Source organism: Arthrobacter sp. IK3, from assembly GCF_051337705.1.
Lineage (GTDB): Bacteria > Actinomycetota > Actinomycetes > Actinomycetales > Micrococcaceae > Arthrobacter_B > Arthrobacter_B koreensis.
The window spans coordinates 1-18,261 of the sequence record NZ_JBPPSW010000007.1 but is presented as its reverse complement, the minus strand read 5'-3'; the positions used below and the strand labels follow the sequence as shown (position 1 = coordinate 18,261).

General features: G+C 66.2%; 17 protein-coding genes. 5 read left to right on the top strand and 12 right to left on the bottom strand.

Features of this window, described 5'->3' with window-relative positions:
• Nucleotides 1-76: 76 nt before the first annotated feature.
• Nucleotides 77-1,123 (bottom strand): Gfo/Idh/MocA family protein, encoded by a 1,047-nt coding sequence (locus tag ACSLGO_RS10455; protein ID WP_436401063.1) that lies wholly within the window; start codon nt 1,121-1,123, stop codon nt 77-79.
• On the bottom strand, nt 1,120-1,857 hold the full coding sequence (locus ACSLGO_RS10450) for a GAF and ANTAR domain-containing protein (RefSeq protein WP_152274025.1): 738 nt from the start codon (nt 1,855-1,857) through the stop codon (nt 1,120-1,122). The genes ACSLGO_RS10455 and ACSLGO_RS10450 overlap by 4 nt, the downstream gene beginning before the upstream one ends.
• Nucleotides 1,858-2,222: 365 nt before the next feature.
• Between ACSLGO_RS10450 and ACSLGO_RS10445 the strand changes: the two genes are divergently transcribed.
• Nucleotides 2,223-2,594 (top strand): hypothetical protein, encoded by a 372-nt coding sequence (locus ACSLGO_RS10445; RefSeq protein WP_152274026.1) that lies wholly within the window; start codon nt 2,223-2,225, stop codon nt 2,592-2,594.
• Between the two features lie 82 nt (nt 2,595-2,676).
• Here the strand turns inward: ACSLGO_RS10445 and ACSLGO_RS10440 are convergent, their stop codons facing one another.
• From ACSLGO_RS10440 to ACSLGO_RS10430, 3 genes are all read right to left on the bottom strand, one after another.
• Nucleotides 2,677-4,899, bottom strand: a complete 2,223-nt coding sequence (locus tag ACSLGO_RS10440; RefSeq protein WP_436401062.1) for a catalase — start codon at nt 4,897-4,899, stop codon at nt 2,677-2,679.
• A gap of 270 nt (nt 4,900-5,169) precedes the next feature.
• Nucleotides 5,170-5,361: a hypothetical protein gene (locus ACSLGO_RS10435; RefSeq protein ID WP_091601037.1), complete on the bottom strand. Its 192-nt coding sequence runs from the start codon at nt 5,359-5,361 to the stop codon at nt 5,170-5,172.
• Between the two features lie 51 nt (nt 5,362-5,412).
• Complete coding sequence (locus ACSLGO_RS10430) at nt 5,413-6,372, bottom strand: lantibiotic dehydratase C-terminal domain-containing protein (protein ID WP_325786257.1); 960 nt, start codon at nt 6,370-6,372, stop codon at nt 5,413-5,415.
• A gap of 515 nt (nt 6,373-6,887) precedes the next feature.
• On the opposite strand from ACSLGO_RS10430, the gene ACSLGO_RS10425 reads away from it, so the two are divergent.
• Nucleotides 6,888-7,856: a helix-turn-helix transcriptional regulator gene (locus tag ACSLGO_RS10425; RefSeq protein WP_436401061.1), complete on the top strand. Its 969-nt coding sequence runs from the start codon at nt 6,888-6,890 to the stop codon at nt 7,854-7,856.
• Between the two features lie 45 nt (nt 7,857-7,901).
• Nucleotides 7,902-9,197, top strand: coding sequence for a PLP-dependent aminotransferase family protein (locus ACSLGO_RS10420; RefSeq protein WP_152274029.1), 1,296 nt, complete (start codon nt 7,902-7,904; stop codon nt 9,195-9,197).
• A gap of 29 nt (nt 9,198-9,226) precedes the next feature.
• Here ACSLGO_RS10420 and ACSLGO_RS10415 read toward each other — a convergent pair whose 3' ends face one another.
• The 5 genes from ACSLGO_RS10415 to ACSLGO_RS10395 form a co-directional block, all read right to left on the bottom strand.
• Nucleotides 9,227-9,433 (bottom strand): hypothetical protein, encoded by a 207-nt coding sequence (locus tag ACSLGO_RS10415; protein WP_141653613.1) that lies wholly within the window; start codon nt 9,431-9,433, stop codon nt 9,227-9,229.
• 31 nt (nt 9,434-9,464) lie between these two features.
• Entirely contained in the window at nt 9,465-10,895 is a 1,431-nt protein-coding gene (locus ACSLGO_RS10410; RefSeq protein WP_436401060.1) for a dihydrolipoamide acetyltransferase family protein, read from the bottom strand.
• Nucleotides 10,896-10,956: 61 nt separating this feature from the next.
• Complete coding sequence (locus ACSLGO_RS10405; RefSeq protein ID WP_152274031.1) at nt 10,957-11,931, bottom strand: alpha-ketoacid dehydrogenase subunit beta; 975 nt, start codon at nt 11,929-11,931, stop codon at nt 10,957-10,959.
• Nucleotides 11,928-13,133 (bottom strand): pyruvate dehydrogenase (acetyl-transferring) E1 component subunit alpha, encoded by a 1,206-nt coding sequence (pdhA, locus tag ACSLGO_RS10400; protein ID WP_152274032.1) that lies wholly within the window; start codon nt 13,131-13,133, stop codon nt 11,928-11,930. Before pdhA ends, ACSLGO_RS10405 begins: the two co-directional genes overlap by 4 nt.
• Before the next feature lie 145 nt (nt 13,134-13,278).
• On the bottom strand, nt 13,279-14,418 hold the full coding sequence (locus ACSLGO_RS10395) for a histidinol-phosphate transaminase (RefSeq protein ID WP_263127857.1): 1,140 nt from the start codon (nt 14,416-14,418) through the stop codon (nt 13,279-13,281).
• A 114-nt stretch (nt 14,419-14,532) separates the two neighbouring features.
• On the opposite strand from ACSLGO_RS10395, the gene ACSLGO_RS10390 reads away from it, so the two are divergent.
• Nucleotides 14,533-14,931, top strand: coding sequence for a phage holin family protein (locus tag ACSLGO_RS10390; RefSeq protein ID WP_091601017.1), 399 nt, complete (start codon nt 14,533-14,535; stop codon nt 14,929-14,931).
• Here the strand turns inward: ACSLGO_RS10390 and ACSLGO_RS10385 are convergent.
• Both ACSLGO_RS10385 and ACSLGO_RS10380 read right to left on the bottom strand, forming a co-directional pair.
• The gene (locus ACSLGO_RS10385) at nt 14,928-16,274 is read right to left on the bottom strand and encodes a hypothetical protein (protein ID WP_436401059.1); all 1,347 of its coding nucleotides are present in this window, start codon (nt 16,272-16,274) and stop codon (nt 14,928-14,930) included. The two genes, ACSLGO_RS10390 and ACSLGO_RS10385, sit on opposite strands and share 4 nt — an antisense overlap.
• The gene (locus ACSLGO_RS10380) at nt 16,271-16,546 is read right to left on the bottom strand and encodes a hypothetical protein (protein WP_091601013.1); all 276 of its coding nucleotides are present in this window, start codon (nt 16,544-16,546) and stop codon (nt 16,271-16,273) included. The genes ACSLGO_RS10385 and ACSLGO_RS10380 overlap by 4 nt, the downstream gene beginning before the upstream one ends.
• 228 nt (nt 16,547-16,774) lie before the next feature.
• Between ACSLGO_RS10380 and purB the strand changes: the two genes are divergently transcribed.
• Nucleotides 16,775-18,199 (top strand): adenylosuccinate lyase, encoded by a 1,425-nt coding sequence (gene purB / locus ACSLGO_RS10375; RefSeq protein ID WP_386885803.1) that lies wholly within the window; start codon nt 16,775-16,777, stop codon nt 18,197-18,199.
• Nucleotides 18,200-18,261 lie beyond the last annotated feature (62 nt).

Genomic DNA, 18,261 nt, shown 5'->3' with positions numbered 1-18,261 from the left:
TGCTAAAGGAGATGAGGACCACAACGTGATTTCGGTCGCGCTGGTGCAGAGTGGTTACGCGGCGGCCTTCGGCGAATCAGATTCCGGCGTGGATCTGCCGTATAATTTCCAGCCCCCGCAGTGAGTCGGCAGGGTCCACCGGCAAGGATCCGCCCTCCAGGACAGCCGCCGCGAAGCCGGCATAGAACTCCTGGTAGCGGCCGGCTTCCGTGGGCACGGCGACGGCGGACGCAGCCGTCCCCAGCACCCCCCACTCGGCCGGCTCCTCTTCGCCGTACCCCGGATCTCCGGGGAGCATCCCTGCGTCCAGCTGGGCTTCCTGCGGATCGACTCCGCGCTTGGTCCAGGCCGCTGTGGACCCGGTGACCCGGAACCTCTCCCCCGGCTGCGGGGCCAGGGAGTTCATCGACAGGTGGGACTGGACGCCCGAGGCATGCTGCAGGACCACGAACACGTCGTCGTCCGGGCCGCCGCCCTCCCGCCGGGAGTGGACTTCCGCGTAAGCGGGTTCGGCAGGGCCGAAGAGCTGCAGTGCCTGGTCGATCAGGTGGGGGCCCAGGTCGAAAAGGATCCCGCCGCCGTCGTCCGTCCCGGCTTCCCGCTTCCAGGCCTTGGTGACGGACGGTTTGAAGGATTCCATGCGGGATTCGAACCGGCTAACCGTTCCGAGGTCGCCGCGTTCGATCAGGCCCTTGAGCGTGAGGAAGTCCCCGTCCCAGCGCCTGTTCTGGAAAACCGAGAGCGCCTTGCCGGCGGCGGCCGCTGTTTCCAGAAGGTCCCGTGCGGCCTGCGGAGAATGCGCGAAGGGTTTGTCAGCCACTACATGCAGTCCTGCGCGTAGCGCAGCAAGCCCCAGTGGCGCATGGGTTGCCGGGGGCGTGCTGACAACGGCGAGGTCCAGCTCTCCGGCCAGGGCCAGGGCGGCCTCCGCCGAGGGCACGACGGCGGCGCGCGGATAAGCCAGCGAAGCGGCTCGGGCGCGTTCCGGGTCAGAGGTGACAATCACGTCCAGGGAGTACCGCGGATCGGCTTCGAGCAGCGGAGCGTGGAAGACCCTCCCGCCCAGACCGTAGCCAAGAAGGAGCGTGCGCAGCGGGCCATCCGCCGGTGCGGAGCCGGTCACGGGGTCTGGAAGTGCGTCTCGGAGGGGGCGCCGTTAAGCTTCGCGACGATCTCCCCTGCCAGCACCTTGAGTTTGAGGTTCCTGCTGTTGGAGGCCCGCTTCAGTGTGTCGAATGCCTCGCTTTGGGAACAGCGGTTCTGGCCCATGATGATGCCGATTGCCAGGTCGATGTCCGTTCGCGACTGCAGCACGGACTGCAGGTCTTCAACGGTGGCTGCGCGCTGGGACATCCGCACCGCCAGGCGGAGTGCCATTGAGGCTTCCTCCGCGTACGTGCGTGCCACCCGCTTGAAATCTTCATCGAAGGTCATGGCGGAGCGCGAGTAGAGGTTCAGGGCTGCCCGGGCATGCCCCTCCAGCCTCAGCGGAACCGCGTAAATGGACCGCACACCCTGCGCGACGACGTGGCGCATGTATTCGGGCCAGCGCTGATCGGCCGAGGTATCGGCAACGTCGACGGCCTCATGGACCCGAAGGGCATGCAGGCACGGGCCATCATCAAAGGCGTACTGCATCTCATCCATTTCCAGCGCGGCGCTCTCGCTGCTGGCAACGGTGTAGTTATGTCCGCGGGACCGCTGCAGGGTGATGCCGCAGTACACCGTGCCCATGGAGGAGAGCGATGACGCGCTGAGCCGGGCCAGCTGCTGGAGGAATTCAAGTACATCCTCGTGGTGTATCAGCAGGTCCTGCAGCTGCGCTGCGGTGGCGGTCGCAGACCTCAGGTCATCCATAGTGCCTTGTTTCCTTTTTCCAGCCCCGGTGTCCGCTCTAAGCGCCCACGATTGTCGTGGTTGAGGTTAGATACTACGATATCCGGATACGGTCAAGACGCGGCCACGGCTTCTGCATACCTTTACGGAGTTATCGATGGGCCTGCCGGCGCACTTGCCGATCTGCCACCATTGCGGCGTTGACGATTACCTGATTTACGAGTTCTACACGGCACCTGCCGGAAACGATCCCGGCGTCGTGAGCTACACCTGCTCCGCGTGCGAGAGTTTCGCCGGCCATGAAGTGCCTGCGGGATGGTCCCCGCCGGGGTGGCGCGTTGGAAACTAATCCGCAGTCCCCGCTTCCCGGTGGACTTACGCTGCTTTTGGGTGCCGCAGCACACCTCTCGGCCGAAGCCAGCAGGCTCTTCCTTGCCGAACTGTCCTTGACCGAAAAATCGGTCCGCGTCCTCAAAGCCCTCACCGCACCGGGCATGCCCGCCGCACGGGTGGCCCAGCTAACGCACCTCAGCCAGGACGAGGCGTCCTTCAGTCTCGCGTCGCTGCACCAGGCCGGATACGCCCGGCCCCGCCGGCCGGGCCGGTGGACGCGTACGGCCGCAGGTACCGCCATGGTGGAGGAACTGGCCGCGGTCAGGAAAAACTGTGATTCGCGGGCCGGCGAAGCTGAGCTTCGGCAGGCGCTTTACACACTTATTCGGTCCCTCGAAGCCAAGGACGCACCCGACCCGGCGTAACGGCCCGCCTATCCAACAACAGCGGCGGGTCCCCGGCAGCAGTGCTGCCGGGGACCCGCCGTCGCTTACGTGGCGCCCGCCGCTACGAAGCGGCAGCCACCGGGAACCGCTCCCACACCCGGTGCTGGCTCAGCAGCGTCACCAGTCCGGGAACCAGTTCTTCCGGGGACTCTACGAGGATGCCCGGGGCGTCCTCTGGGATGCCGGACGCGCCGAGCACTCCCGCCCCGCTGCCCCAGGCACCGAGCGCCTTGGAGTGGCGGTAGGCCTCCGTCAGCAGGATAGCCACACGCGGGTCGATTGCCGGGTGCCCGGCAGGGTTCCCTGCCTTGGCGTCCAGGCTGTCCACCGCATCCGAACCGTACTCACCTGAACCGGCAACGACGACGGCGTCGAACTCCGTGGAACGTGCCGTCAGGTAGGTCCGCTGGACTGGAATCTGGCCGCCCAGCATGCCGCCCTGCGGCGCGATGACCAGCGGCACCATGTCCGCTGCGTCAATGGCAGCACGGATCCGGGCCAGGGCAGCCAGGTCAGTGCTTCCGTCTGCGAGGATTCCGATGATGCGGCCGTCAACCGGCCAGGTGCCGCCAACCTGCTGCAGCGCGGGGCTCGGCTCGGCGTCGTCGACCTTGAGCGTCGGAGCCGGTGCCGGAAGTCCCAGGCCTGCTGCCACCTCGGCGCACAGGCGCTCGTCAATGTTTGCGAGGGCCTGCAGCTGGCGGACCTTGATGTTCTCTTCGTAGCACTTGCCGAGTTCGAAGGTGTACGCCTGGATGACGTGGTCCTGTTCCACCGGGGTCAGCGAGCGGAAGAATTGCCGCGGCTGGCTGTAGTGGTCATCGAAGGTAGCCGGATTTTCCCGGACCTTGCGGGACTTCGCCACCGGCGCGGGCACATCGATGAACGCGCCCATGTCCGCGCCGGCCAGGAACGGGCAGCCGCCGTCCAGCGAGTTGGGCTGGTAGGGCGCCACACCGCTGTGCACTGCGTCCTGGTGGAAGCCGTCCCGGAGCATGTCATTGACCGGGGCGTGCGGCCGGTTGATCGGGATCTGGGCGAAGTTCGGCCCGCCCAGGCGGGTCAGCTGGGTATCGATGTAGGAGAACAGGCGGCCCTGGAGCAGCGGGTCATTGGTGACGTCGATGCCCGGAACCAGATGGCCGGGGTGGAAGGCAACCTGCTCGGTTTCGGCGAAGAAGTTGGTGACGTTCCGGTTCAGGGTCATGATACCGATGACCTGTACCGGCGCCAGCTCCTCCGGCACGATTTTGGTGGGATCAAGCAGGTCGATGCCCTCGAACATCTCATCCTCGGTGTCCGGGAAGACCTGGACGCCCAGGTCCCATTCCGGATACGCGCCGGCTTCAATGGCGTCTGCCAGGTCCCGGCGGTGGTAGTCCGGATCCATGCCGTTGATGATCTGTGCTTCTTCCCAGACCAGGGAGTGCACTCCCAGGCGCGGCTTCCAGTGGAACTTCACCAGTGAGGTCTCCCCCTTGGCATTCACCACCCGGAACGTGTGGACACCGAAGCCTTCCATGGTGCGGTAGGAACGGGGAATACCGCGGTCTGACATGTTCCAGATGGTGTGGTGCTGCGCTTCGGTGTGCAGGGAGACGAAGTCCCAGAACGTGTCATGGGCGCTCTGCGCCTGCGGGATTTCCCGGTCAGGGTGCGGCTTTCCGGCGTGGATGACGTCCGGGAACTTGATGGCGTCCTGGATGAAGAAGACCGGGATGTTGTTGCCCACCAGGTCGAAGGTTCCCTCGTCCGTGTAGAACTTGGTGGCGAACCCGCGGGTGTCACGGACAGTGTCTGCGGATCCACGGGAGCCCAGGACCGTGGAGAAGCGCACGAAGACGGGTGTCTGGGCATCACGCGCCAGGAATCCGGCCCGGGTAATACCTTCGGCGGCCCCGTTGGCAACGAAGACGCCGTGGGCTGCCGCACCGCGTGCGTGCACAACGCGCTCGGGGATGCGCTCGTGGTCGAAGTGGGTGATCTTTTCCCGCAGGTGGTGGTCCTGGAGAAGGACGGGGCCGCGCGGACCGGCTTTCAGGGAGTGGTCCGTGTCCCGCAGCCGGGCGCCCTGCGCCGTCGTCAGGTAGCGGCCGGACTGCGCATTGGACGTCTTGGGAGCGCCCGTGGGGACGCCGGTTGGCGAAACGGTTTCCGGGCTGTCCTGGTCCGGCTTGGGGGGAAGCGGATCATGGGGTTCGGTGGGTTCTGCAAGTGAGGGCTGCTGCGGCGCAGGTGCGCCGGGAATCGGAAGTCCGTTGGCGGATGTGCTCTGATCTGACATGTGGCCTCCATCTAGTGGAACTTATTGCCGCGCCTGGAGCGCGGCTCCAGAAACAGCCTATCGAAAAATAGTAAGGCTGCTTAACAAGTACTCGCGGCGACGTCGTAAAACACAAAGAAACGGACCTGCCGGTGGGGGGTACCGGCAGGTCCGTCTCCGTGGGGAAGCTTCCCCTACCGCTCCGAAACCCCGGCCCCGCAGCGGGCCGGCGTGCCGGAACGGACTTCTCTGTGCCCGGCAGGCGCGGGCTGTGATGATGCTGCGGCGGCGCTACTCCCAGAGACAGTCCGCCCAGGCGGCGTCCCTCAGGTAGTCCCGTGCCGGACCCACATTGAAGAGCTCACCGCGGGACTCCACGTATCCCATGCCGCGCATGTCAACCACTGTTTCCTCGTCGCAGCCCAGGACCGTCCCCAGGTCCTTGTCATCAGCAGCCAGAACTACTTCATTCCGTTGCGACATATTGACCGCCTCCTTCTCCTCGACGCCCTCTCCCCGGTCCATCCGGGAGAACTAGTGCTTGTCCAAGAGCATGGCTTCGCGCTCTGTGCTCCAGGTTCGGGCGTACAGCCCCATGGCGGCTTCTTCCCGCAGGGACAGACCCAGGCGGTTAAGGAGCATGTGGGCCTGGTAAACCGTCAAATGCTGTGCACTGCGGCTCACGCGGGCCTTGTCCGCCCGGTACAGATAGGTGTCCACAGTCCGGAACCACCGGCGTCTCCAGTTTTCGACGGCGGATTCGGCTGCCGTAGCGGCCATCAGCCGGTGGGTCGGCATGACCTTCGCACCCACCTGGACCGTCATGGCCTGCCGGACGCTGGCCGCACGCGGGCCGAACCCGGCGGTGCAGCTGCGCAGGTGGCTGTCCCAGTAATAGTCCCAGGAGAGCCGGCGCCGGTCCGGCCAGCTGGATGCCCGCGGACCCTTCATCATGCTGCGTGCCGAATCGAAGAGCAGCAGCGAGCCAAGTGCCCACCGGTTCTGCACCTTCGGAAAACGGGCCGTTGCCCAGGTGCCAAGGTCCGAGGACAGCTCGAAGACTTCCTCGGCGAGTGCCAGGCCTTCCACTCCGCCGTACTTGGCCAGATCGGCTTCGATCCGCGGGTCCTGCTGCTCGGCGCCGCCGGGGCTCAGCCTGTCGCAGGCCGGATCACCGAAGGCGTGGGTCACGGTCAGGTGGCCGATGACGCCGCTTGCCTGCTCCTGGAGTGCTCCGAGGAGGGACTTCAGCCGGTCCAGGGTTTCCTGGGGCGCCAGGACCTTCATGCGTACATGGGCGTTCGCGGGTTCGGAGCAGCGGGTGTAGAACCACCGCTGCGCCCCCCACAGCTGGGCTTGCGCCGCCAGCGGGGTAACCAGTTCTCCAATGATGCCGTCCGCTACATCGAAGCCGCCGGTATAGATGGATAGTGTCCACCAGTGAGTGCTTGCATTAGTTCGCGAGGCGTTTCGAACTGCTGTTAGCTGGCTCATGGCGTTCTTCCTCCGGGTTCAAGTCTGGTTACCGCCGCTGGGGCGGGTCTAGATGTATTGCTGGTTGGTTCATCCCCCAATAGAGGGGCCTAGATTAGAACCATTCCCAGCTCTTGATGGAAACCGGTGCAGTTGCCTTCTTCATGGTCGTATCCCCTCTTTTGGTTCGGCTGGTTGCACAGCCGGTCGTGTTTGACTCCGAAAGCTTCCCCCGGGCCGGAAGGGTGTGTCCACCGTTACCAATTTCAGCTTCCTGTCATGTCCGGTTGGTGCCCCGGGGGTCGTTTTCGGCCTGGGCGCACTGCCTTCAAAAGCCCGCAGACAAGCGGAAATCGGCATTTTGGGTACCGAACTACCGGTCTAAGGTGGAGAATGGCATTAAGCTGTCATGTCACTCTCTTCGGGTTCCAATTTTGGGGCGCAGCGCGTTCCCCGAAGGCCGGCAGTTCTTGGGGGCATCAGGTGCACGCCGGATCCATGCCGGCCGTCCCAGCACCGCGGTTGTAGGAGGAGATTTGCTGGATCAGGTATCGGTTGAGGTGTACCGCTATGCGGTCTCCCATCCGGGTTGGACCCCTGCTGAAGCGTCCGATGCACTGGGCTATACAACGCGTGCCATAGACCGGGCCGTGGAAGAGCTCCGGTCCCGCTGCCTGCTCTTCTCCGAGGGCCCCGACAACCTTGTCTACACCGCCGTTTCCCCCGACGTTGCCCTGGCCGAGCTGGTGGATCCGGATGAACGCGAAATGCTGGAACTGCGGGCGCGCATTGGCGCCAAACGCCGCGAACTGGCAAGCCTCGTGCCCACCTTCGCCGAAGCACGCCGCCAGGTAGCCGCAGACGCCTCCGTTGAAGTACTCGAGGACCCGGAGCAGGTGCAGCGGGTGCTCATCGAATACGGCCGCTCGGCGTCGGAAAGCGTGCTGATCGCGAGGCCGGGCCACGGCTCCAACGCGGACTTCCAAGAGGAAAGCGTGCAGAAGGACCTGGACCTGCTGCGCGCCGGTGTGAAGAGGCAGACCCTCTACCACTCCAGCACCCGGGACCACGTGCCAACCTGCAAGGCGGTCGAGCGGATCAGCGAGGCCGGTGGGGAGTTCCGCACACTGCCCTACGTGCCCATGCGCACGCTCATTTTCGATGACAAGGTGGCGGTCGTGGCCCGCCAGCTGCACACGTATGACAGGGCCGGCCTGGTAATCCGCGACGCAAACCTCATTGGCCTTTTCAGCAAGCTCTTCGAGTTCGCGTGGAGCCTCGCCGAGCCCTTCCTCGCGGACGATCCGGGCCAGTCCGGCCTGAGCAGCACCCAGCGCTCCGTGCTGGCCGGGCTGGCGGCGGGGCACTCAGATGAGGTGATCGCGCGCCGGGTGGGCATTAGTGTGCGAACCTGCCGGCGGCACATCGCCTGGATGCTGGAGGAACTGAAGGCGGAGAGCCGTTTCCAGGCTGGAATCAAGGCACACAAGGCAGGCTGGATCTAGAAAACTTGTGTTGCTTACCGGTCAACCCGAGTGCCATGATGTGGCATGACGTTTGAGGAAACCACGGGGTCGGTGCTGACCCCGGAAGCACAGGTGGCCCTTGACCGGGCTACGGGTTCAGCCCACCGACACCACGATCTGCTGTCGAGCCGGGCCTTCCACATCAAGCAGTCGGCCGTCCGGGATGTCTTCGACATCTCGATCCAGCCGGGCCTGGTCTCGCTGGCAGGGGGCAGCCCGTACCTGCAGGAACTGCCGCTGGACGAACTGGCCGATGCCACGGCGTCCATCATCCGCAGCCAGGGATTGGCAGCCCTTCAGTACGGCCCTGGCCAGGGCCTCGCCGAACTCCGTGAACTGGCGTGCGACGTAATGGCCGCCGAGGGAATCCTGGATGCGGACCCCGCGGACATCGTTATCACCACAGGTTCGCAGTCCGGCCAGGACGTCGCCGCCAAGGTCTTCTGCAACCCGGGCGACGTGGTGCTCTGCGAAGACCCCACCTACGTGGGCGCGCTGAACACGTTCGAGTCATACGAAGTGGACATCCAGCCGGTCAGCATGGACTCCGAGGGATTGATTCCCGAGGCGCTGCGGGAACGGATCAGCGCGCTGCGCGCAGCCGGCAAGACCATCAAGATGCTCTACACGATTCCCAGCTTCAACAATCCCAGCGGCATCACGCTCTCCTCTGCCCGCCGGGACGAAATAGTGCAGATCTGCCGCGAAAACAACATTTTGATCCTCGAGGACAACCCCTACGGGCTTCTCCGGTTCGACGGCGAGCCGCTGGCCCCGCTGCGGGCATCACACCCGGAGGACGTCCTCTACCTGGGCTCATTCTCCAAAATTTTCGCCCCCGGCATGCGGCTGGGCTGGGCGCTGGTCCCGCGGCACCTGTTCCGCCGCTTCTACCTCGCCTGCGAGGCCGTGGTGCTGTGCCCCTCGCCGCTGACCCAGATGATCACCGCGGCCTACCTTCGGGATTTCGACTGGATGAGCCGCATCCGGGATTCGCGCCGGCTGTACGCCGGCCGCTGCGCAGCGATGCTGGCGGCACTGCAGGATGAGATGCCCGACGGCGTGAGCTGGACGGTGCCGGACGGCGGCTTCTTCGTCTGGGTCACCCTGCCCGAGGGAATCGACACCTATCCCCTGCTGGCAGAGGCCATTGAGGCAGGAACGGTGTTCATTCCGGGTACGGCCTTCACCCCGGGCGACGAGCCCAGCTCCAGGCTGCGGCTGGCGTTCAGCGCCGTCTCCGAAGAGGACATCGCCGAAGGCGTGCGCCGGCTGGCCCCCGTGATCCGGCGGGCGCTGGCGGCGGCCGGAGCCTCCTAGTCCGGATGCCGCCGCGGGCGCCGCTGCAGTTACCTGCGGCGCCTGCGGTCGAAGAAGGGCACCACGATCACGAAGAGAAGCGCCATGATCGCCAGCCGCCAGAGCATGCCAAGGTTGGGGAACAGGATGATCAGCAGGCTGGACACGATGAAGGCGCCCACGAGGATCCAGGCCGTCCGCTTCCAGTCGATCTGGGGTCCGCCGCCGCGGTTTCCGGGTCCGGGATTCATTGCCATGCTGCTCCGATCGTTGGTTCCCTCTTCGAGCCTAGTCCAGAAGCAGGGCCGGCTCCTCCAGGATGGCCGCCACATCGGCCATGAACCGCGCTGAAAGGTCGCCGTCCACCACGCGGTGGTCGAAGGACCCGCCCAGGGTGGTGATCCAGCGCGGGATGACTTCGCCGTCGAGCACCCACGGCTTCTGCTTGATGGTGCCGAAAGCGACGATTGCCACCTCGCCCGGATTGATGATCGGGGTGCCCGTGTCGATGCCGAGGGCACCGATGTTGGTGATGGTGAGAGTGCCGCCGCGCATGTCCGCCGGTGGGGTCTTGCCGGCGCGGGCCGTGGTGGCCAGCTCGTTCAGGGCTACGGCAAGTTCCTTCAGCGAGAGGTCCTGGGCATCCTTGATATTGGGCACCATCAGGCCGCGCGGCGTGGCGGCTGCGATACCGAGGTTCATGAAGTGCTTGACGTGAATCTCGTCGCCGGCCCAGGTGGCGTTTACGGAGGGATTCCGTGCGGCCGCCCAGATAACCGCCTTGGCCAGGATCAGCAGGGGCGAGACCTTGATGCCTTCGAAGTCCCGGGAGGCCTTCAGCCGCTTGACGAATTCCATGGTGCGCGAGGCATCAACGTCCACGAAGATGCTCACGTGCGGTGCGCTGAAGGCGCTGTCCACCATGGCCTTCGCGGTGGCCTTGCGGACTCCCTTGACGGGGACACGCTCTATGCGGCTGTCCTGCGGCTTGCTGGAGGAGGACCAGAAGGTGTCCGCCGAGTCGACTTCCGACTCGCGCTGGGCCTGGTAGCTGATCAGGTCCTGCTTGGTGACCTCGCCGCCGGCGCCGGTGGCAGGGACGTCGGCAAGGTTGATGCCAAGGTCCTTGGCCGCCTTACGGACCGGGGGTTTGGCCAGCACGCGCTGGATGAGCTGGTTGAAGCGGTCCTGTACCGCGGCACCGGCCGCGCCTGCAGCCGCTACGGCAGCTCCGCGGGGATCCGGCCGGCTGGCAGCGGCACGGGGCGCGTCGGCCCGCCGGGGGGCCTCAGCCGGCGCTTCGGGGGCCGCCGGTACGGCGGCGGCCCGGCTGCGCCGCGGACGGCGGCGAACGGCGTCGGCCTTGGGTCCGGTTCCGGTGAGCGACGACGACGGCGGGCCGTCGGCGGCTGCCGGTTCAGGGGCCGCGGCTTCCTTCACCTTGCCGGATGCCTTGGCCGGGGTCTTCCCGCCCGCCCCGGCTGGTGAGACCTGGAAGATGGGCGTGCCAACCTCCACCGTGGTGCCTTCTTCGACGAGGATCCCGCTGACCGTCCCGGCGAACGGCGAGGGCAGTTCCACCAGTGACTTGGCGGTCTCGATCTCCACGATCACGTCATTGACGGCAACCGTGTCACCTTCCTTGACCCGCCACTGGACGATCTCTGCCTCGGTGAGGCCTTCCCCGACGTCGGGCAGTTTGAATGTTTTTTCAGTCATGGCATCTCGATCTGGCGTTGGCCGGCGGACCGGCGGCGGAAGGCGTGGGGCAGGTGCTCTGTCAGTAGGAGAAGACGGTGTCCAGGGCATCCATGAGCCGGTCAATGTCCGGCAGGTAGTGCTCCTCTACGGCGGCAACGGGATAGGGCATGTGGAATCCACCCACCCGCAGGACAGGCGCTTCCAGGTGCAGGAAGGCACGCTCGGCCACCCGCGACGCGATTTCTCCGCCGATGCCGCCGAAGGTGGGCGCTTCGTGCGTGACGATCAGGCGGCCGGTGCGCTGCACCGACTCAGTGACCGTGTCGAAGTCGATCGGGGAAATGGAGCGCAGGTCGATAACCTCGATGCTGCGTCCGTCCTCCGCTGCGGCCTCGGCCGCCGCCAGCGCCACCGGAACCAGAGGGCCGTAGGCGACGATCGTGGCGTCGGTTCCGGCGCGCAGGATCTGCGCCTTGTAGGGATCTCCGGACGGCGCAGTGGTGTCCACTTCGCCCTTCAGCCAGTAACGGCGCTTGGGCTCGAACACGATCACCGGGTCCTTGCCCTGCATGGCCTGCTGGATCATCCAGTAGCCGTCCTGCGGGTTGGACGGTGCCAGGATGCGCAGGCCCGCGGTGTGGGCGAACAGCGCTTCCGGAGACTCCGAGTGGTGCTCGATCGAACCGATGCCGCCGCCGTACGGGATCCGGATGACAACCGGCGCGCTGAGCGCGCCTTCGCTGCGGGAGTGCATCTTGGCAAGCTGCGTGGTGATCTGGTTGAACCCCGGGAAGACAAAACCGTCGAACTGGATCTCGCAGACCGGCCGGTAGCCGCGCAGTGCCAGGCCGATCGCGGTGCCGATGATGCCGGACTCGGCCAACGGCGTGTCCATGACACGGTCGGTTCCGAATTCGGCCTGCAGGCCTTCAGTGATGCGGTAGACGCCGCCAAGCGCCCCAATGTCCTCGCCCATCAGCAGGGTCTTGGGATTGGCGGCCAGGCCGGCGCGGAGCCCGGCATTGATGGCCTTCGCCATGGTCATGGTGCTCATGCGCCGACCTCTTCCTCGGTGTCGTTGCCGGACCCTGCGTCGGCGAATCCGTCCTCGTACGCCTTGTGGAACGCCAGTTCCTCGGCAATCAGGGGGTGCGGTTCGGCGTACACGTCCGTGAATGAGTCAGCGAACGACGGCGGTTCCATGGCCTGCACGTCCGAGCGCAGCTGGGCTGCCATGTCGTCCGCCTCTGCCGCAAGGGCTGCGAAGAAGGCGTCGTCGCCGGCACCGGAGGCACGCAGGTGCTTCTCGAGGCGGGTGAGCGGGTCCCGGCCGATCCACGCCTCTTCGTCTGCGGAGAGGCGGTATTTGGTGGGGTCATCCGCGGTGGTGTGCGCACTCATCCGGTACGTGAAGGCTTCGATGAGCACCGGGCCGTTGCCGCTGCGGGCGTGCTCAAGTGCCCACCGGGTCACGGCGTGGACAGCCAGCACGTCATTGCCGTCCACCCGGATGCCGGGGAATCCGTAGCCCTGGGCACGGTTGGCCAGCGGAATCCGGGACTGGACTTCAGTGGGGACGGAGATGGCCCAGTGGTTGTTCTGGCAGAAGAAGACCACGGGGGCGTCATAGGAGGCCGCGAAGACCATTGACTCGTGGACGTCGCCTTCGGAGCTTGCACCGTCGCCGAAGTAGGCGACCGTGGCGCCGGCCGGTGAGGACGCGTCGGCTGCGTTGTCCCGGGCCATGCCCATGGCGTAGCCCACTGCGTGGGGCACCTGGGCGGCCAGGACCAGGGTGTAGAGATGGAAGTTCGATTCGCGCGGGTCCCAGCCTCCGTGGGAAATTCCACGGAAACGCCGCAGGAGGTGGGAAAGCTGCAGGCCGCGGGTCAGCGCGACTCCGTGCTCGCGGTAGGTCGGGAAGACGTAGTCCTGCGGGGCAAGCGCCCGGCCGGAGCCGATCTGTGCGCCTTCCTGTCCGGTGAGGGGCACCCACATCACCAGTTCACCCTGGCGCTGCAGTGCAGTGGCCTCGGTGTCGAACCGGCGGATGAGGAACATGTCCCGGTAGAAGGAGCGCAGTGCCTCGCCGTCGACGTCGTCCGCGTACCGGCCGTACAGCTCGTGTCCGACGCGCTCCCCCTCGGGGGTCAGCAGCTGGACCATGCCGTCCGGTGAGCTGCCGGGGGCAGGCACCAACGTCTCATTCAGCGCCGTCGAATCGAATTCGGTGGCGGGCAAGTGCTCCAGGGCCATACCTCTCCTCGCCGGGGCGGACTTTCGGGTCCGGCCCCCGCTAGAAATATGCCGCTCAGGGAATATGTACCCTTTGTGGCATATATGTGGAAGTTACTTCCCACAGCCTAGCGAGGGCCGGGACCCCAAAAGCACTCAGGACACGCTAGGAAACGCGGGGGCCTTTTGTATAGGTTGCACATAAAGCGAGGAATCGGCTGTTGGCTTCCTCCTCACCAATGGTCACCCGCATGCCTTCGGTCCCGAAGGCACGTACCGCCAGCGCCTGCTGCTCCGCCAGCACTGCAAACTCGGGGGTATTCTCCCCCAGGTCCAGCCAGACGAAGTTGCCTTCAGCCTGCGGGATGGCCCAGCCCAGTGCCTTCAGCCCTTCAACCACGCGGGTCCTTTCGGCTACCAGCGCTTGTATTCTTTCCACAACTTCGTCGTGGTGCTGCAGGGAGGCAATCGCGGCCTGCTCGGCGATCTGCGAAACGGCGAACGGCACGGCGGTAACGCGGAGGTACTGCGTCAGGTGCGGATGGGAAATCGAATAGCCCACGCGCAGGCCGGCCAGCCCCGCGCCCTTGGAGAAGGTACGCAGCACAACGGCATTCTGGTGCCGGCGGTAGATCTCCACACCGTTGACGGCGTCCGGATCACGCACGAAGTCCTCATACGCTTCGTCGATCACGACGATCACGTCCGAGGGGACCTTCGCGAGGAATCCCTCTACTTCTTCGGTACTGAGCACCGGGCCGGTGGGGTTGTTGGGGGTGCACAGCAGGACCATCCTGGTGCGCTCGGTGACAGCGGCAGCCATCGCCTCAAGGTCATGGCGCCCATCGGCAAGCAGCGGAACCTGCACGCTGCGGGCCCCGGAAAGGCCGACTGAAATGGGGTAGGCCTCGAAGGAGCGCCACGGGTAGATCACCTCGTCCTGGGTGCCGTCTTCCCGCTGCCCGGCGAAAGTGGCCAGGAGCTGGTTCAGTGCGCCAAGGCTTCCGCCGCCGGTGACGATGTCTTCGGCGGGCACATCCAGGAAAGAGGCCAGTTCCGTCCGCAGCGCCGTTGCCAGCGGATCGGGGTAGCGGTTTACGTTCGGGTGGGCGGCAATAGCTTCCAGGACTGAAGGCAGCGGCGGAAAGGGGTTCTCGTTCGAGGAGAGCTTGTAGCTCTGCAGCCCTTCAATTGCCACGGGCGGCTTTCCGGCAGCGTAGCGCGGCAGGCGGTCAACGACCGGGCGCGGGCTGATCGTGTGCGCCTCTCCTGCCACAGCACTGGTGTCATTCTCGGTAGTGGTCATGGCTTAAGACTAGTCCGGATTCACGGGTGCTCATGTGACGGAACGCACAGGTGCTCTCCGGGCCGAATCGCTGCAGGGCTTTGGCCGCGCCGGCGGCTGTGCCAGCATTAGGGCATGCGCCTAGTGCTGAGAGTCCTCATTAACGCCCTCGCCCTATGGGTTGCCGCGTGGGCACTGCCCGGGATCGTCGTAGGGGAAGCCGGTGCGCCGGCTACCGGCAACACCACCTTCGACATTGTGCTGGCATACCTCTTCATCGGCCTGGTGTTCGGAGTCGTGAACGCTCTGGTGCGTCCCATCGTCCGGCTGCTCGCCCTTCCGCTGACCATCCTGACCCTTGGCCTGTTCACGGTGATCATCAATGCGGCCATGCTGATGCTCACTGCGTGGCTCACCAGCTTCACTCCGGTGCATTTCGAGATTGATTCATTCTTCTGGACGGCAATCTTCGCCTCGATCATCATCTCCCTGGTCTCGCTGGTGGCCGGTTCACTGGCGGGCACCCGCCGCTAATCCCTGCCGGGAGGCACCCTGCGGGGCGCCGCGGGACTGGGCTCCGGCGCTTTCGGCACTACCTGCAGGGCCGGCCGGCGTTCCCTGCGCCGGAAGCGGTAGAGCTCCCGGGACGCGGTGCTTCCCGCACCCACCACAGCGCCAGCGCCCGCCAGGGATGCGCGGAGCGACGGGTCTGCGCTGCCGTCCGCAACCTCGGCTCCCTCCAGATAGACGGGCAGTTTGTGGGCCGGGCCCAGTCCGCTGTCTCCAGCCACCGGGGCGTCGCCGGTGAGGGTCAGGGTCACGCGGTTAAGGGCGTCGGGGTTGGACGTGCCGTCCGCTCCCGGCACCCAGTCCTGCGCATGTTCAAGGTGCAGGGCCTGGACCTTCGGCGGGATCGCGGCATCACCGGCCGGGGCACCTGCGGTCAGGACGTAACGGACATCCAGCCCCTCCGTTTCCCGCAGGTAGCCGGCCGTGTTGGCAGCATGGATGCCGCCCTGGCTGTAGCCGACGAGGATCACGGAGTCTCCCGCTTCCGCTTTGGCCTGCCGCAGTGCCTCTGCCACGGCCGCAGCGACAAACCGGCTTTCTGCTGCCCGGCCCTCGGCGTTGCCGTAGTTGTCGAACGGGTTGTCCCCCGCGGCCCCTGAACCCGGCTGCGTTCCCGGGATTGTCACCACGAAAACCTGCCCCGGGCCTGCGCTTCCGTCCGTTGTTTCCAGGCGCAGCACCTCCACCACACCGGGGTCATCCTCCCGCAGCAGCACGGCGCTCCGCTCCAGCAGTCCGGCTGCGGTTCCGGAAACCTGGACCGTTTCGGCCGTGCCGTCCGCCGCCCGGACCCGCTCCACCTCGATTTCCCGCAGGGCGCTCCGCCCGCCCAGCATCCCTGCCAGCGCCAGGAGTGCCGGAGTGTCCACGAGCCGCAGCGGCAGGGACTCCACCCAGCGCAGCTTCGGAAATCCGCCGGGGCCGGCATCCAGGAACGCGAGTCCCGCGGGCAGCAGTCCGGGCAGCCCGCCAAGGCGTTCGGCACGCCCCTCCGCATCCCGGTAGTTGGCTGCCGCAGTCCGCAGCCCGGAGGCCGCTTCCTCGGCTGCCTGAATGCACGCGCGCAGCAGGAAGACAGCACGGTCAAGTTCCACCCTGGCTGTTTCGGCTGCGGAGGCAGGCTGCATCCGGTTCCAGGCAGCCTCCTCCCCCCAGACCCGCTGCAGGCCGGCGCCAATGTCACGCAAGGTTCCGGCGATGGCCTCAAGGCGCCCGGCGCGGATCTCCAGCGCGTCGAACTCCACGAGGATGCTGTTCTGCCCGCCCCGGACCTGGTACGCCGGCGGCAGCGGACACGTGCCGCTCATTCCAGCCACCCCTGTTCTTCGAACTGTTCAGCAGCGGAAACAGCACGCCGGGCAGATGCTGCCCGCTCCAGGGCCTCCAGGCAGACCCCTAATTCAAGGGCCAGCCGGTAAACCCGGTCCCGGAAGGCCGCGCCGGCCGCAGACCTCCACTGCTCCTCATCCCCGTTCCCCAATTCACGCTGCAGGCGGCGCAGCTCCGCCGCATGCTGCTCAAGCAGCTCCGCCGTTTCCCCTGCCCTGAGCGCCTGGGCCGCTGCGTCCCCGCCTGTCACGTGTTTCCTGCCTGTCCTGCCGGCCGTTCATGCCGCCGCCGAATTGGTTCCGGGGCGGACCGGCGGTCCTGTTCCGCCGGGAAGCCAACTCTAGGCAGCCGCGGGCCTGCCGCCGTCGTCCGCTCCCCTGCCGGGGAAACCGGCACTCGTTCGGATCATTGTGGAGGGCAGCTGGAGCGCCCTGTCACGGAATCGGCTCCGGCGCGGGACCATGGAAGAATTGGCCCCATGGCCGATTCTTCTTCCGCTCCCCGCGTGTCCCTTGCCGCCGTGACCCCCGCAATCGCACTGGGTCCCCTGGACGGCCGGTACCGCTCCGCCACCGCACCGCTGGTTGACTACCTCTCCGAAGCTGCGCTGAACCGCGACCGTACGCACGTTGAGGTCGAGTGGCTGATCCACCTCACCTCCAACGCCGTGCTCCCGGGCACCTCGCCGCTGTCCGCCGAGCAGCAGGCACAGCTGCGCGAAATCGTCTCCGGATTCGACGGCAACTCCGTCAACGAGCTGGCGGAGATCGAGCAGGTCACCGTCCACGACGTGAAGGCCGTTGAGTACTACATTGGCCGCCGGCTGGCCGCGATAGGCATCGAGAACCTCACCGCGCTGGTGCACTTCGGCTGCACCTCGGAAGACATCAACAACCTCTCCTACGCCCTGGGTGTCAAGGGTGCCGTGGAGAACGTCTGGCTGCCGGCGGCCCGGAAGATGGTGGCCCAGATCGCCGCCATGGCAGAGGCAACCCGTGCCGTTCCGATGCTCTCCCGCACGCACGGCCAGCCCGCCACTCCCACCACCCTGGGCAAGGAACTGGCCGTCACGGTGCACCGCCTGACCCGCCAGCTGAACCGCGTTGCCGGCACCGAGTTCCTGGGCAAGATCAACGGCGCCACCGGCACCTACGCCGCGCACTACGCCTCCGTCCCGAACGCCGACTGGCAGCAGGTGGCAAAGTCCTTCGTCGAGGGTCTCGGCCTGACCTGGAACCCGCTCACCACCCAGATCGAGTCGCATGACTGGCAGGCGGAGCTCTACGCGGACATGGCCCGCTTCAACCGGATCCTGCACAACTTCTGCACGGATGTCTGGAGCTACATCTCCATCGGCTACTTCGCCCAGGTCCCCGTTGCCGGCGCCACCGGCTCCTCCACCATGCCGCACAAGGTGAACCCGATCCGCTTCGAGAACGCCGAAGCGAACCTTGAAATCTCCAACGGCCTGCTGGACACCCTGGCCTCCACGCTGGTTACTTCCCGCTGGCAGCGCGACCTCACGGACTCCTCCTCTCAGCGGAACATCGGCGTCGCATTCGGGCACTCGCTGCTGGCTATCTCCAACGTTGCCAAGGGCCTGGAGCGCCTGAACGTTGCCGAAGACGTGCTGGCCGCGGACCTGGACACCAACTGGGAAGTCCTTGGCGAAGCGATCCAGATGGTCATGCGCGCCGAGGCCATCGCGGGTGCTCCGGGCATGGAAAACCCGTACGAGCGGCTCAAGGAGCTCACCCGCGGACACCGCGTGGACGCCGAGCGCATGAAGGAGTTCGTCTCCGGCCTGGGCCTGCCGGCCGAAGCCGAAGCACGCCTGCTCGCCCTCACCCCCGCTAAGTACATCGGCATCGCCGAGGACCTGGTGGACCACCTGCAGAAGTAGGACCCCACAGACAAACGACGGCGGGAGGCCCAGGCCGGAGACGAACTCCTTCATGCGCTCGG